At 62.2% G+C, this 13,166-nt stretch carries 17 protein-coding genes; 8 read left to right on the top strand and 9 right to left on the bottom strand.

What is annotated here, in order from left to right; translation table 11 throughout:
* Positions 1-11: 11 nt before the first annotated feature.
* Positions 12-365, top strand: a complete 354-nt coding sequence (locus ACMCNM_RS19595; protein ID WP_412765210.1) for a response regulator — start codon at positions 12-14, stop codon at positions 363-365.
* Between the two features lie 46 nt (positions 366-411).
* Here the strand turns inward: ACMCNM_RS19595 and csrA are convergent, their stop codons facing one another.
* From csrA to ACMCNM_RS19555, 8 genes are all read right to left on the bottom strand, one after another.
* Positions 412-609 (bottom strand): carbon storage regulator CsrA, encoded by a 198-nt coding sequence (gene csrA, locus ACMCNM_RS19590; RefSeq protein WP_023381281.1) that lies wholly within the window; start codon positions 607-609, stop codon positions 412-414.
* A gap of 253 nt (positions 610-862) precedes the next feature.
* Entirely contained in the window at positions 863-1,885 is a 1,023-nt protein-coding gene (locus ACMCNM_RS19585; protein WP_027592681.1) for a DNA topoisomerase IB, read from the bottom strand.
* 57 nt (positions 1,886-1,942) lie between these two features.
* Complete coding sequence (modC, locus tag ACMCNM_RS19580; protein ID WP_412765209.1) at positions 1,943-3,034, bottom strand: molybdenum ABC transporter ATP-binding protein; 1,092 nt, start codon at positions 3,032-3,034, stop codon at positions 1,943-1,945.
* Position 3,035: 1 nt separating this feature from the next.
* Positions 3,036-3,716, bottom strand: coding sequence for a molybdate ABC transporter permease subunit (gene modB / locus ACMCNM_RS19575; RefSeq protein ID WP_027592679.1), 681 nt, complete (start codon positions 3,714-3,716; stop codon positions 3,036-3,038).
* Complete coding sequence (gene modA, locus ACMCNM_RS19570; RefSeq protein WP_186681147.1) at positions 3,716-4,474, bottom strand: molybdate ABC transporter substrate-binding protein; 759 nt, start codon at positions 4,472-4,474, stop codon at positions 3,716-3,718. Before modA ends, modB begins: the two co-directional genes overlap by 1 nt.
* 106 nt (positions 4,475-4,580) lie before the next feature.
* Entirely contained in the window at positions 4,581-5,657 is a 1,077-nt protein-coding gene (locus ACMCNM_RS19565) for an NAD(P)H-dependent flavin oxidoreductase (protein ID WP_412765208.1), read from the bottom strand.
* Positions 5,658-5,708: 51 nt separating this feature from the next.
* Positions 5,709-5,879 carry a hypothetical protein gene (locus tag ACMCNM_RS19560; RefSeq protein ID WP_186681143.1) on the bottom strand — a complete coding sequence of 57 codons (171 nt, stop codon included), beginning with the start codon at positions 5,877-5,879 and terminating at the stop codon, positions 5,709-5,711.
* Between the two features lie 7 nt (positions 5,880-5,886).
* A complete protein-coding gene (locus ACMCNM_RS19555) occupies positions 5,887-6,189 on the bottom strand; it encodes a DUF1883 domain-containing protein (protein WP_027592676.1) in 303 nt (100 codons plus the stop codon).
* A gap of 160 nt (positions 6,190-6,349) precedes the next feature.
* Here ACMCNM_RS19555 and ACMCNM_RS19550 point away from each other — a divergent pair, with 160 nt between their 5' ends.
* The 6 genes from ACMCNM_RS19550 (at position 6,350) to gorA (ending at position 12,244) form a co-directional block, all read left to right on the top strand.
* A complete protein-coding gene (locus ACMCNM_RS19550; RefSeq protein ID WP_027592675.1) occupies positions 6,350-6,709 on the top strand; it encodes a hypothetical protein in 360 nt (119 codons plus the stop codon).
* A gap of 145 nt (positions 6,710-6,854) precedes the next feature.
* Entirely contained in the window at positions 6,855-7,505 is a 651-nt protein-coding gene (locus tag ACMCNM_RS19545; protein WP_186681141.1) for a c-type cytochrome, read from the top strand.
* Positions 7,502-8,416 (top strand): c-type cytochrome, encoded by a 915-nt coding sequence (locus ACMCNM_RS19540; RefSeq protein ID WP_412765207.1) that lies wholly within the window; start codon positions 7,502-7,504, stop codon positions 8,414-8,416. The genes ACMCNM_RS19545 and ACMCNM_RS19540 overlap by 4 nt, the downstream gene beginning before the upstream one ends.
* A gap of 126 nt (positions 8,417-8,542) precedes the next feature.
* Positions 8,543-9,904, top strand: coding sequence for a UDP-glucose dehydrogenase family protein (locus tag ACMCNM_RS19535; protein WP_412765206.1), 1,362 nt, complete (start codon positions 8,543-8,545; stop codon positions 9,902-9,904).
* 47 nt (positions 9,905-9,951) lie between these two features.
* Positions 9,952-10,791 carry a UTP--glucose-1-phosphate uridylyltransferase GalU gene (galU, locus tag ACMCNM_RS19530; protein ID WP_027592671.1) on the top strand — a complete coding sequence of 280 codons (840 nt, stop codon included), beginning with the start codon at positions 9,952-9,954 and terminating at the stop codon, positions 10,789-10,791.
* Positions 10,792-10,888: 97 nt separating this feature from the next.
* Positions 10,889-12,244 (top strand): glutathione-disulfide reductase, encoded by a 1,356-nt coding sequence (gorA, locus tag ACMCNM_RS19525; RefSeq protein WP_412765205.1) that lies wholly within the window; start codon positions 10,889-10,891, stop codon positions 12,242-12,244.
* 117 nt (positions 12,245-12,361) lie between these two features.
* On the opposite strand, the gene ACMCNM_RS19520 is transcribed toward gorA, so the two are convergent.
* Positions 12,362-12,493 (bottom strand): hypothetical protein, encoded by a 132-nt coding sequence (locus tag ACMCNM_RS19520; protein ID WP_264083905.1) that lies wholly within the window; start codon positions 12,491-12,493, stop codon positions 12,362-12,364.
* A gap of 34 nt (positions 12,494-12,527) precedes the next feature.
* Here ACMCNM_RS19520 and ahpC point away from each other — a divergent pair, with 34 nt between their 5' ends.
* Entirely contained in the window at positions 12,528-13,091 is a 564-nt protein-coding gene (gene ahpC, locus ACMCNM_RS19515) for an alkyl hydroperoxide reductase subunit C (protein ID WP_027592669.1), read from the top strand.
* Positions 13,092-13,166: the final 75 nt, after the last annotated feature.

Below are 13,166 nucleotides of genomic sequence, written 5' to 3'. Positions count from 1 at the left end.
CGGGGCGGCTGATGAGCACCATTCTGATCGTCGATGACGAATACCTGATCGCCGACATCCTCGGCTTTGCCCTGGAGGATGAAGGTTATCTGGTGGAAAAGGCGAGCAATGGCCTCAAGGCGCTGGAAGCACTGAAGGAAAAACGCGTCGAGCTGGTGATCACCGACTACATGATGCCGTTGCTCAATGGTGAAGAGCTGGCACGCAGGATGCGCGATGAGCTGCAGCTGAGCGACTTGCCGGTCATCCTCATGAGCGGCGCGCAGGCCAGCCAAGGATGCCCGGAGTTGTTCGCCGCGGTGTTCGACAAGCCCTTCGATATGGACAGGATGATCGCCAAGGTGCGCGAACTGCTGGGCACCTGAGGCGCAGGTCGATCAAGCGCGTCCGTGCGGCTTGAGGCAGTGCTGCTCAGTGCGAGTCGTCGTGTTTTTCCGGGGCTGGGTTGCCAGCCTGGATACGCTTGAAGATTTCTTCGCGGTGCACCTGAACATCTTTCGGTGCATCGATGCCAATCCTCACCTGCATCCCTTTGACGCCCAGAATGGTGACTTTGATGTCATCGTTGATGACGATGCTTTCGCCAACCTTACGGGTGAGTATCAGCATGTAGTTCTCCTTGGTAATGTTGAAATCCGTCGGGCTAATTGCCGCGGCGGTGGGAGCCAGTCCCTCTTCCTTCTCATTAAAGACGCTTTCGGCGGATAGGAATTCCCCGACAGACAAATTCTGTTGCGTATCTTCAGGTGCAGGCGCCGGTAACTGCCGCAAGCGGTGTCCCGGCGAAGGTGCTCGGTGGCAAGAATAGGGGGGTTCAGCCCGGATGGGAAATTTCTCTGCATCATGGCCTAAATAGACAGTGTCAATGATCGTCCTGTTCCTCCAGCGCCTGCAGAAATAACAACAGCGCCACTTCTTCTGGATCCAGGCCTTTGCGATTACGTTTGCGGGGCAAACTGGCCAGGCGGCCGAGGGCAAAGTGTTCCAGCACGGCCGGGTGGATGTAGCAGCGCCGGCATACCGCCGGGGTATTGCCCAGGCGCGTGGCGACCTGCTTGACGATGGCAGCGACCTGGCGTTTCGCTTCGGTTTCCGGCTCCCAGGCCAGCGGCCTGAGCAGGTTCAGCGCAAGGCTGCTGCCAGCCCAGGTGCGGTAGTCTTTGGCGGTAAAGTCAGCGCCAGTAAGCGCCTGCAAGAACTGGTTGATATCGCTGGAACCGATGCTGTGGCGTTGCCCCTCTTCGTCGAGGTACTGGAACAGCGCTTGGCCCGGCAGCTCCATGCAGCGCTTGAGCAGGTTGGCCAGGCGCCTGTCGTGCAAGGTGACATCGTGCTCGACGCCGCGCTTGCCGCGGAACTGGAAGCGGATGGTGCCGCCTTGCACCTTGACGTGACGGTTGCGCAGCGTGGTCAACCCGTATGACTGGTTATCGCGCAGGTAACGCTGGTTGCCGATGCGGATCAGGGTGTGGTCCAGCAGGCTGACGACCAGTGCCATCACCTTTTCCCGGTCCAGGCCCGGTCTGGCCAGGTGGGTCTCCAGTTGCGAGCGCAATTTCGGCAGTGCCTGGGCAAATGCCAACATGCGCCCGTATTTGTGCTGGTCGCGCAGTTCGCGCCATTGCTCATGGTAGCGGTACTGCTTGCGGCCACGGGCGTCGCGGCCGGTGGCTTGCAGATGGCCTTGCGGGTCGGCGCAGATCCACACATCGCTGTAGGCTGGGGGGATCACCAGTGCGGCAATGCGTGCGAGGGTGTCGGCGTCGCGAACCCGCTGCCCCTCGGTGTCCAGGTAGATGAAGCGGTCGCGCCAGCGCCGTCGGCTCAGGCCAGGTTGGCTGTCGTCAACGTAATGCAGGGTGCGGGGCAGGGGGCAGTCGAGCATCGGCGGCAGGCCTCGATCAGGTCTCTGATCAATGGACAACGGTCGCGTCAGGGTTGCTCAGCCCAATAAAGCCACCGACTTGATCTGGGCGATCAGGGCCTGGCCTGGGTGCAGGCCAAGCTGGTCTGCCGAGAAGCGGGTGATGCGCGCCAGCAAGGCATTGCCCCCGGCATCCAGGCTCACCAGCACATGGGCCGGATTGTCTGCCGGGCGGGTTTCGCGCACCTGTACCGGCAACCGGTTGAGAATGCTGGAGGCGCTGTCCGCCGTCAGGGCCAGGCTCACGTCGCGCGCCTGCACCTTTACCCGCAGGGTGCTGCCCATGACGTGAGCGGGGTGGGCGATGCGCAGTATCGGCGCGCCGTTGCCGGGCAGGCGAAGGTCGAGCAGGTCGTAATGGGGGTCATGCCCGACTACCAGGCCTTCGAACACCACCCCGGCATCTTCGCCCTGGGCCAGCGACAGGTCCAGGCGTGCAAGCGTTTCGCCAATCGGGCCGCTGGCCACGGCCTGGCCTTGCTCCAGCAACACCAGGTGGTCGGCAAGGCGCGCTACTTCGTCCTGGGCATGGCTGACATACACCAGCGGGATATCCAGCTCGTCATGCAGGCGCTCCAGGTACGGCAGGATTTCGCGCTTGCGCGGCCCATCGAGGGCAGCCAACGGCTCGTCCATCAACAACAGCCGTGGGCTGCTCAGCAGCGCGCGTGCGATACCGACCCGCTGCGCCTCACCGCCGGACAACGTGGCGGGCCGACGTGCGAGCAGGTGGCCGATGCCCAGCAACTGGCACGCCTGTTCGAGGCTGACCTTGCGCTCGCTGGGCGCAACCCGGCGCCAGCCAAACTCCAGGTTGCCGCGCACCGACACGTGCGGGAACAGGCTGGCTTCCTGGAATACATAGCCCACCGGGCGCAGGTGAGGCGCTTGAAAATAGCCGCGGCTGCTGTCTTCCCAGACCTCGCCGTTTACTTCGATGTAGGCGCTGGCGGCGCGCTCCAGCCCCGCCAGGCAGCGCAGGCAGGAGGTTTTGCCAGACCCGGAATGGCCGAACAGCGCGCTGATCCCGCGCCCAGGCAGTTGCAGGTCGACATCCAGGGTAAAGTCGTCGCGCGCCAGCTTCAGGCGCGCCACAATCGATGCAGTCATTTCAGCTCCAGCCAGCTTTGCCGCGGCGCCCAGCGTACAGTAGGAGCAGCACCAAGAACGAGAACACCAGCATGGCACCGGCCAGCCAGTGGGCTTGCGCATACTCCATGGCCTCGACGTGATCGAAGATCTGCACCGAGACCACGCGGGTTTTGTCGGGGATGTTGCCACCGATCATCAGCACCACGCCAAACTCGCCCACGGTATGGGCAAAGCCCAGAATGCTGGCGGTGATGAACCCGGGGCGGGCCAGCGGCAGTACCACATGGACGAAGGTGTCCCATGGGCTGGCGCGCAGGGTGGCAGCGACTTCCAGCGGCCGCTGGCCGATGGCGCCAAAGGCGTTTTGCAAGGGTTGCACCACAAAGGGCATGGAGTAAATCACCGAGCCGATCACCAACCCGCTGAAGCTGAATACCACGCTGCCCAGCCCCAATGCCTGGGTGGCCTGGCCAAGCCAGCCATGGGGCCCGAGGGCGATCAGCAGGTAAAAGCCGATGACCGTCGGTGGCAGCACCAGCGGCAGGGCCACCACCGCGCCCACCGGCCCACGCAGCCAAGAGCGCGTGCGCGCCAGCCACCAAGCGATGGGCGTGCCGACGATCAGCAGGATCAAGGTGGTCAGGCTGGCCAGTTTGATGGTCAGCCAGATGGCACCCAGGTCACTGGCGTCCAGTGGCATCAGAGTTCATAACCGTAGGATTTGATTACCGCGGCGGCTTTCGGGCCTTTCAGGTATTCGACCAGCGCCTTGGCAGCGGCACTGTCCTTGCCTTTGTTGAGTATCACAGCGTCCTGGCGGATCGGGTCGTGCAGGTTGGACGGCACGATCCAGGCCGAGCCGCTGGTGACTTTGCCGTCCTTGTAGATTTGCGACAGCGCGACGAAGCCCAGCTCGGCATTACCGGTGGACACGAACTGGAAGGCTTGGGTGATGTTCTGCCCTTCGACAATCTTGCCCTGGGTGGCCTCGGTCAGTTTCAGCTTGTCGAGCACCTGGGTCGCGGCCAGGCCGTAGGGGGCGGCTTTAGGGTTGGCGATGGACAGGTGCTTGTACGTGTTCTGCTTCAGCACGTCCCCCTTGGTATCCACGTAACCTTCTTTCGCCGACCACAGGGCCAGGGTGCCGATGGCGTAGGTGAAGCGCGAGCCTGGGACGATTTCCTTTTCCTGCTCGAGCTTGGCCGGGGTGCTGTCGTCGGCGGCGAGGAATACTTCAAACGGCGCGCCATTCTTGATCTGGGCGTAGAACTGCCCGGTAGCACCATAGGCGGCGACCAGCGTGTGGCCGGTGTCCTTTTCAAAGTCTTTGGCTATGGCCTGGATGGGGGCTGTGAAGTTCGCTGCGACCGCGACCTGGACTTCGTCGGCCCAGGCAGTGTTAAGGCAGATCAGGCTCGCCAGTGCAGTGGCGGCCAGGTGGAATGGGCGGATACGCATGAAGACAGCTCCTTGGGTTATCGTTATAGCGTGAACTATATAGCGATAGGCCATTGGCCGGGAAGGGGGCTGGACGACGACGGCGGTAATGGCCTGCACGTGCTGTTCAGCGCGATAGCGTTTGCAGTGCCTTGCTGGCAATTTCCTGGGTCAGCTCAGCTGCCGGCATGTGCCTGCCTAAGCGCAGCGCCTGGCCCGACCATAGGTTGCTGAAGTCGCTGTTGCCTTGCGGGTCGGTGATTGCACGCAGTGGCATCAATGCGCCACCTGCCAGCGGGAAGCGCGGTGCCAGGTCGCTCATCGGCCCCAGCTCACGCATGATGCGGTTGTTGATGCCCCGCGCTGGGCGGCCGGTGAACAGGTTGGTCAGGGCCGTGTCGCTGGCGGGCGCGGTGTCCAGCGCGCGGCGGTGAGCCGCAGACACCTTGGCCTCGGGGCAGAACAGGTAGGCCGTGCCAATCTGCACGGCCGAGGCGCCCAACGCAAGGGCCGCGACCAGGCCACGGTGGTCGGCGATGCCCCCGGCTGCAATCACCGGTACCGTGACCGCGTCGACGATCTGTGGCACCAGGGCGAAGGTGCCAATCTGGCTGGTGATGTCTTCACTGAGGAACATGCCGCGATGGCCGCCCGCTTCATAGCCCATGGCGATGATCGCGTCGCAGCCGTTACGCTCCAGCCATAGCGCTTCTTCCACCGTGGTAGCACTGGACAGCACCTTGGCACCACTGGCCTTGACCCGTTGCAGCAGGTGGGGCTCGGGCAGGCCAAAGTGAAAGCTCACCACTTCAGGGCGCAACTGCTCGACCAGCTGGCAGCTTTGCTCATCGAATGGCGCACGGTTGGAGACCGGGGTAGGGGCGTCGAAATCGGCACCCACCTCGTTGTAGTAAGGCTTGAGTGCCTGCTTCCAGCGCGCCTCGCGGATCGCGTCGGGCGGTGGTGGTTGGTGGCAGAAGAAGTTCAGGTTCAGCGGCCGCGCAGGGCAGGCGGCGCGGAACGCTTCGATCTCATCACGTACCTGGTCACTGCTCAACATGGCGCAGGGCAGTGCGCCAAGGCCGCCAGCAGCGCCCACGGCAATGGCCATGGCCGAGCCCGTCGCACCTGCCATCGGCGCCTGCAGAATAGGCACTTCAATGCCCAGCAGATCGAGAATACGGCGGTCGGGCCAAGGGCTCATGCGGGTCTCCTTGCGGACGGCGTGATCGGTGCGGCAGTACCTGCGGGGCGTTTACAGGGCCTTGCTGACCTGGATGTCGCTGATCTTTTCGGCGTCGTCGCCGTGGATCTTGCGCAGCGCTTGCAGCGCCTGCTCCTGGGAGGCATCGCTCATGAGTGCGAAATCCCAACGGCGCGCGCCGTCGAGTTTGTATTTGATGACGTACTTGATGGTCTGGGTCATGGCGGTCTTATCTGAGTTTCGACGACGAGCGACGGATGATCTTGATCTTGTGGGTCAAGGTCGGCTTGCGCGTTACCGAGATCGGGCGCGTGGTCACGGTATCGAGGGTGATGTTCCAGAAACCGGTACTTGGAACGGTGATCTTGGCCGGGAACTTGTCGAAGGCACCACCATGGTAGGTGTGTCGACCGCCATTTTTGAAGCTGCGGAAGTTGGCGTCGTTCATCAGGCGGATGTTGCAGCGCTGGGAGCACTCGATGACGACGATATCGTCCTCGTTGAGGTGCTCGCGCTGGTGTACGAATTTCATGTGATGCTCCGCAAGGTTTGGATCTGCAAAGGCGAAAGATACCACGATGTCACGCTAAGCTGCCGCGCTCGATGGCCAGGCGTAGATAATTCTGCCAAAGCAGGGAGCAAACAGGCGTGGCTGTGGTCGAACTGGATTCTTGATGGCAGAGGTGCTGCAAATGAAGTGGATGGTGGCGGCGTTGTTCCTGGGGCTTGGGGGCTGTGTCAGCGTTTCGGAGCTTGAGCAGTCGCATGAAACGCTGGATGTGATGTCTGGCAAGACACCGCGTGAATACGCCGATTGCGTCAAGCAGAAGCTGGCCGATACCCGTGATCCGTTGGTCGAGGAGCAACGTGGTGATGGCTTGCGCCTGATCGTCCCGCAAAAGCTCACGGCCGGGGCTGGGCCGGCGGCACTGGTCGATATCGACTCGCGTGGCAGCGGCAGCAGCATCAAATTGCATGAACGGTTGAACAACTTCCCGTTGCGCCTGGGTGATGTGCGCACCGCAGCGACGCAATGCATTTCTGGCCATTGATCTGGCGCAACGGATGCGCGGTTAAACGGCCAATCGCTGTCACCTGGTCGGTGTTGGCGTTGTTGCGACTTGCCCTACGGGTCTAGTATCCATTTGCTTATGTTTTTTAAGCCTAAGCTTATAACAAAAGAAATGGAGATTCGTGATGACCCCGTTGAGTCGAGTCGTGATCGGCAGCCTGCTGATCCTGGCCTGGCCCACGGCGCATGCCGCCGATGGCCAGAAGATCTTCACCCAGGGTGGGGCGAACCCCGCCGCCATGGCCTGTATAGGTTGCCATGGCCCAGACGGCAAGGGCATTGCCGCTGCCGGGTTCCCTCGCTTGGCCGGCCTGCCGGCCGGTTACCTCAGCAAGCAATTGCAGGATTGGCGCAATGGCACCCGCAAGCAGCCGGTCATGGAACCGCTTGCCAAGGCCCTGAGCGACGACGAAATCAAAGCCGTCAGTGCCTACCTGGCCAGCCTCCCGGCTGAGCCAGCAGCCGATCTGCGCCGCCAGCAGATAGCCGATGACCCCACCACGCGCCTGGCACTGTATGGCGACTGGGGGCGGCAGATTCCAGGATGTGTGCAATGCCACGGCCCAGGCGGCAGCGGCGTGGGTGAGCATTTCCCTCCGCTTGCAGGCCAGCCTGCGGCTTACCTGGTAGCCCAACTGAATGCCTGGCGCGACGGCAGCCGCAGCAATGACCCCAACCAACTGATGGTCGGCGTGGCCAAGGCCATGACCGATGACGAGGTCAAGGCGATTGCCGCGTTCTTCGCCCGTCCCGCCCACCCGGAGGTCACGCCATGAAGCCGATGATTCCAGCCGTGCTGCTGTTGGCCATGGGCAGTGCCCAGGCAGCCCCGATCGCCATGGAAGACCAGTCGCAGTTGAAAGTGCCGGGCGTGCAGGCCGCGCCGCAGTTCGTGCCGCCTGCCGAGAGCGAGTTGCCGGACAATGCCTTTGGCAAGATGGTCCGCCAGGGCCATGCGCTGTTTGTCGATACCCGGCGGCTGATGCCGGATGCCGTGGGCAACGGCATGAACTGCAGCAACTGCCACCTTGATCAGGGGCGCCTGGCCCATTCCGCGCCGATGTGGGGTGCGTATCCGATGTACCCGGCCTATCGCAAGAAAAATGACAAGGTCAACACCTATGCCGAGCGCATTCAGGGGTGTTTCCAGTTCAGCATGAATGGCAAGCCACCGGCGGCAGACAGCCCGCAGATGACGGCGTTGTCGGTGTATGCCTACTGGTTGTCGACCAAGGCGCCCACAGGCGTGGAGATCGCCGGGCGCGGCTACCCGGATGTCCCTCAGCCCAAGGGTGGCTACGACTTCAAGCGTGGTCAGCAGGTCTACCGTGACCAGTGTGCAATTTGCCACGGCGACAATGGCGAAGGGCAGCAGGTGGCCGGCGAGTATGTGATGCCGCCGTTGTGGGGCAAAGACTCCTACAACTGGGGTGCCGGGATGCACCGTATCAATACGGCGGCGTCCTTCATCAAATACAACATGCCGCTGGGCAAGCCTGGCAGCCTGAGCGATGAACAGGCCTGGGATGTGGCGGCATGGATCAACCGCCATGAGCGGCCGCAGGACCCGCGGTTGGTGGACGGCTCTATCGAGAAGACGCGGCTGAAGTTTCATGCCAATGACGGGGTGAACCTGTATGGGCAGAAGGTCGAGGGGGTGCTGATCGGGCAGGGAACCGGTAGCTGATAGGGTTGCTGTGCTGGCCTCTTCGCGGGCCAGCACAGGCAACAACCGTTTTTGTCATCTACCCGTCACCGCCCTGCAACCACTGCCGGGTTGCAATGGCCGCCATCATCCTCAAGGAGCGCGGCCATGGAACTCTGTGTGATCGGGGCGGGGTATGTTGGTTTGGTGACGGCGGCCTGTTTTGCCGAAATGGGCAATCGCGTGGTCTGCCTGGAACGCGACCCGCAGCGCCTGATGCAACTGCGCCAAGGCCACTGCCCGATCCACGAGCCAGGCCTGCAGGCGCTGTTGCACAGCGCCATGCAGGCGGGCCGGCTGGCCTTCAGCGATGACTGGCAGCAAGCCCTGGCCGCCGCCGAGGTGGTGTTCATCGCAGTGGGCACACCGAGCCAGGAAGACGGCTCAGCCGACCTGCAGCATGTGCTGGCCGTGGCCGACAGCCTGGGGCGACACCTGACCCACCCGTGCCTGGTGGTGAACAAGTCGACTGTTCCCGTAGGCACCGCGGAACGCGTAGCCCGGCACATTGCGCTTGGCCTGCGCGAGCGTGGCGCAGGCTTTGTTGTCGAGGTGGCGAGCAACCCCGAGTTTCTCAAGGAGGGTAGCGCCCTGGAAGACTTCATGCGCCCGGACCGCATCATCATCGGCACCGACAGCGCAGCCGCCAGCCAGTGCCTGCAGCGGCTGTATGCGCCGTTTGTGCGTAACCGTGAACGCATCCTGTTGATGGCGCCGCGCGCCGCCGAATTCAGCAAATACGCCGCCAATGCCTTTCTGGCCACCAAGATCTCCTTCATCAACGAGCTGGCCGGGCTTTGCGCGCAGCTGGACGTGGATATCGAGCAGGTGCGACGAGGCATTGGCAGCGACCGGCGCATCGGCAGCCATTTCATCTATGCCGGGTGTGGCTATGGCGGCTCGTGCTTCCCCAAGGATGTCCGGGCGCTGATCCGCACCGCCGAGCAGCTTGGCTACCCGGCGGGTATCCTGCAGGCGGTGCAAGCCCGTAACGAAGCGCAGAAAACCTTGCTGTTCAAGGCGCTGCACCAGCATTTTGGCGGCTTCATGCGTGGGCGTAGCGTGGCGCTGTGGGGGTTGGCCTTCAAACCCGGTACCGACGACCTGCGCGAGGCGCCCAGCCTGGTACTGATCGACGCCTTGCTGGCGGCCGGTGCGCGGGTACAGGCCTGCGACCCGGTGGCGCTGGGCGGCATGGCATGTCGCTACCCGCACGCCTTGGCCACTGGCCAACTGCGCCTGAGCGAAGACCCTTACGCCTGCGTCGAAGGCGCGGACGCCTTGGTACTGGTGACCGAATGGAAGCAATTCAGGCAGCCGGACTTCCTACGGGTGCGGGGGCTTATGCGCATGCCAGTGGTATTCGATGGTCGCAATATTTACGATGCTCAGGAACTATCTACACTGGGTTATCTCTATCATGGCATCGGTCGGCCTCAGGTGGGGCATTGTAAGGTGACTGCCGCCTGATTAGACTGCGCCGAATTCCACAGGCCTAGCCTTCGTTAAGGACGTATATGATCAAAAAATGCTTGTTCCCGGCCGCCGGCTACGGCACCCGCTTCCTGCCCGCTACCAAAGCCATGCCCAAGGAAATGCTGCCGGTGGTCAACAAGCCGCTGATCCAGTATGGCGTTGAAGAAGCGCTGGATGCCGGGCTGAACGAGATCTCCATCGTGACTGGCCGTGGCAAGCGTGCTTTGGAAGACCACTTCGACATCAGCTACGAGCTGGAAAACCAGATCAAGGGCACCGACAAGGAAAAATACCTGGTCGGCATCCGTCGTCTGCTCAACGAGTGCTCTTTCTCCTACACCCGTCAGACCGAAATGAAGGGCCTGGGCCACGCGATCCTCACCGGCCGTCCGCTGATCGGCGACGAACCGTTCGCCGTTGTCCTGGCTGACGACCTGTGTGTCAACCCGGAAGGTGACGGTGTTCTGACCCAGATGGTCAAATTGTACAAGCAGTATCGCTGCTCGATCGTTGCCATCCAGGAAGTCGACCCGCAGGAAACCAACAAGTACGGCGTGATCGCCGGCGAGATGATCCGCGACGACATCTTCCGCGTCACCGACATGGTCGAAAAACCGGCCCCTGAAGACGCGCCATCGAACCTGGCGATCATTGGCCGCTACATCCTGACCCCGGATATCTTCGATATCATCGCCAACACCAAGCCGGGCAAAGGCGGTGAAATCCAGATCACCGACGCCCTGCTGCAGCAGGCCAAAGATGGCTGCGTGATCGCCTACAAGTTCAAGGGCAAGCGTTTCGACTGCGGTGGCGCCGAAGGCTACATCGACGCGACCAACTTCTGCTTCGAGAACTACTACAAGACGGGCAAGGCTTACTGATAAGCCTGGCAGGTCTGAGAGCCACCCTTCGGGGTGGCTTTTTTGTTTGCGGCGGCCAACGGCGGTATGCTGGGCGCCAGCCTAGGAGACTGAATAAATGGCCTACGATTTTGATCTGTTCGTGATTGGTGCCGGGTCCGGCGGTGTGCGCGCTGCGCGCTTTGCCGCGGGCTTTGGCGCGAAAGTGGCAGTGGCCGAGAGCCGCTACCTGGGCGGTACCTGCGTAAACGTCGGCTGCGTGCCGAAAAAACTGCTGGTGTATGGCGCGCACGTCGCTGACGAGCTGGAACAAGCCGCAGGCTTCGGCTGGACCCTGGAAGAAGGGCATTTCGACTGGGGCACCTTGATTGCCAACAAGAACCGGGAAATCGAGCGCCTCAACGGCATCTACCGCAACCTGCTGGTCAACAGCGGGGTGACCTTGTTGCAAGGCCATGCACGGCTGACCGGCGCCAACGAAGTGGACGTCGACGGCCAGCGCTACACGGCCCAGCACATCCTCATCGCCACCGGTGGCTGGCCGCAGGTGCCAGACATCCCAGGCAAGGAACTGGCCATCACCTCCAACGAGGCGTTCTACCTCAAGGAACTGCCACGACGTGTGCTGGTGGTGGGCGGTGGTTACATTGCCGTCGAGTTTGCCGGCATCTTCCAGGGCCTGGGTGCCGACACCACCTTGCTGTACCGCGGCGACCTGTTCCTGCGTGGCTTCGACGGCTCGGTGCGCACGCACCTGAAAGAAGAGCTGGAAAAACGTGGCCTCGATCTGCAGTTCAATGCGGACATCCAGCGTATCGACAAGCTGGATGACGGCAGCCTCAAGGCCACTCTCAAGGACGGCCGCGAGCTGGTTGCCGACTGCGTGTTCTACGCCACCGGTCGCCGGCCGATGCTGGACAACCTGGGCCTGGAAAACACCGGCGTCGAGCTGGATGCCCGCGGCTACATTCGCGTCGACGACCAGTACCAGACCACCGCGCCATCGATCCTCGCCATTGGCGATGTGATCGGCCGGGTGCAGCTTACCCCCGTGGCCCTGGCCGAGGGCATGGCCGTTGCACGGCGGTTGTTCAAGCCCGAGCAGTACCGCCCGGTGGACTACCAGAACATCCCCACCGCAGTGTTCAGCCAGCCGCCGATCGGTACCGTCGGCCTGACCGAAGAACAGGCGCTGGAAGCCGGGCATAAGGTGCAGATCTTCGAGAGCCGTTTCCGGGCCATGAAGCTGACCCTTACCGACATCCAGGAAAAGACCCTGATGAAGCTGGTGGTCGATGCCGAGACCGACAAGGTCCTGGGTTGCCACATGGTTGGGCCGGATGCCGGTGAGATCGTCCAGGGCCTGGGGATTGCGCTGAAGGCCGGGGCGACCAAGCAGCAGTTCGACGAGACCATCGGCGTGCACCCGACGGCGGCCGAAGAGTTCGTGACCATGCGTACCGTTACCCGCTGATAATCGCGTGTGACGACACCACCCTGTGGGAGCGGGTTTACCCGCGAAGAATACAACGCGGTGTATGGCACCGGCTTTGCCGGTGTTCGCGGGTAAACCCGCTCCCACAGGGTTTTCCTACACAAGCAGCAGCTGGTTGTTCAGCGCAATCTCTTCTATTAATAAACCCTGGTTATAGCCAAAACCAATCAGCAGCATCAGCTTTGCCAATGAGCCTTCATTGGGATGAACGGTTAGGATTCTCTCCATCAACTGATTCCAACCCCATGAAGGAGCGTCTCTCATGCCTATCATCAACAGCCAAGTCAAACCGTTCAACGCCACTGCCTACCACAAAGGCGAGTTCGTCCAGGTCAGCGAAGCCGACCTGAAAGGCAAGTGGTCTGTCGTGTTCTTCTACCCGGCTGACTTCACCTTCGTCTGCCCAACCGAACTGGGTGACCTCGCTGACAACTACGCCGAGTTCCAGAAGCTGGGCGTCGAGATCTACGGCGTGTCCACCGACACCCACTTCACCCACAAAGCCTGGCACGACACTTCGGACACCATCGGCAAGATCGAATACCCGCTGATCGGTGACCCGACCCACATCATCTCGCGCAACTTCGACGTACTGATCGAAGAAGCCGGCCTGGCCGATCGCGGTACCTTCGTGATCAACCCAGAAGGCCAGATCAAGATCGTCGAACTCAACGACGGTGGTGTAGGCCGTGACGCCAGCGAGCTGCTGCGCAAGGTCAAGGCTGCCCAGTACGTTGCCGCCCACCCAGGCGAAGTCTGCCCGGCCAAGTGGAAAGAAGGCGAAGCCACCCTGGCACCGTCGCTGGACCTGGTTGGCAAGATCTAAGGTCGTGCGCCAGTCGCGGGCGGTAAGCAGCCGCCAAAGCTGAAATACCTACCGCCCCGCCAAACGCCCGGGCGC

The organism is Pseudomonas sp. NGC7, from assembly GCF_047159675.1.
Lineage (GTDB): Bacteria > Pseudomonadota > Gammaproteobacteria > Pseudomonadales > Pseudomonadaceae > Aquipseudomonas > Aquipseudomonas kermanshahensis.
Note: the sequence above shows the minus strand (reverse complement) of the source record. Positions and strands in the feature narration are given on the sequence as shown.

Bases quoted from the DNA above. Each gene is read 5' to 3' on its own strand.
- galU (WP_027592671.1), top strand. From the start codon at position 9,952: ATGATCAAAAAATGCTTGTTCCCGGCCGCCGGCTACGGCACCCGCTTC.
- ACMCNM_RS19555 (WP_027592676.1), bottom strand. From the start codon at position 6,189: ATGAAATTCGTACACCAGCGCGAGCACCTCAACGAGGACGATATCGTC.
- modC (WP_412765209.1), bottom strand. From the start codon at position 3,034: ATGACTGCATCGATTGTGGCGCGCCTGAAGCTGGCGCGCGACGACTTT.
- ahpC (WP_027592669.1), top strand. From the start codon at position 12,528: ATGCCTATCATCAACAGCCAAGTCAAACCGTTCAACGCCACTGCCTAC.
- ACMCNM_RS19535 (WP_412765206.1), top strand. From the start codon at position 8,543: ATGGAACTCTGTGTGATCGGGGCGGGGTATGTTGGTTTGGTGACGGCG.
- ACMCNM_RS19560 (WP_186681143.1), bottom strand. From the start codon at position 5,879: ATGACCCAGACCATCAAGTACGTCATCAAATACAAACTCGACGGCGCG.
- ACMCNM_RS19550 (WP_027592675.1), top strand. From the start codon at position 6,350: ATGAAGTGGATGGTGGCGGCGTTGTTCCTGGGGCTTGGGGGCTGTGTC.
- modA (WP_186681147.1), bottom strand. From the start codon at position 4,474: ATGCGTATCCGCCCATTCCACCTGGCCGCCACTGCACTGGCGAGCCTG.
- csrA (WP_023381281.1), bottom strand. From the start codon at position 609: ATGCTGATACTCACCCGTAAGGTTGGCGAAAGCATCGTCATCAACGAT.
- gorA (WP_412765205.1), top strand. From the start codon at position 10,889: ATGGCCTACGATTTTGATCTGTTCGTGATTGGTGCCGGGTCCGGCGGT.
- ACMCNM_RS19565 (WP_412765208.1), bottom strand. From the start codon at position 5,657: ATGAGCCCTTGGCCCGACCGCCGTATTCTCGATCTGCTGGGCATTGAA.
- modB (WP_027592679.1), bottom strand. From the start codon at position 3,716: ATGCCACTGGACGCCAGTGACCTGGGTGCCATCTGGCTGACCATCAAA.
- ACMCNM_RS19585 (WP_027592681.1), bottom strand. From the start codon at position 1,885: ATGCTCGACTGCCCCCTGCCCCGCACCCTGCATTACGTTGACGACAGC.
- ACMCNM_RS19545 (WP_186681141.1), top strand. From the start codon at position 6,855: ATGACCCCGTTGAGTCGAGTCGTGATCGGCAGCCTGCTGATCCTGGCC.
- ACMCNM_RS19520 (WP_264083905.1), bottom strand. From the start codon at position 12,493: ATGGAGAGAATCCTAACCGTTCATCCCAATGAAGGCTCATTGGCAAAG.
- ACMCNM_RS19540 (WP_412765207.1), top strand. From the start codon at position 7,502: ATGAAGCCGATGATTCCAGCCGTGCTGCTGTTGGCCATGGGCAGTGCC.
- ACMCNM_RS19595 (WP_412765210.1), top strand. From the start codon at position 12: ATGAGCACCATTCTGATCGTCGATGACGAATACCTGATCGCCGACATC.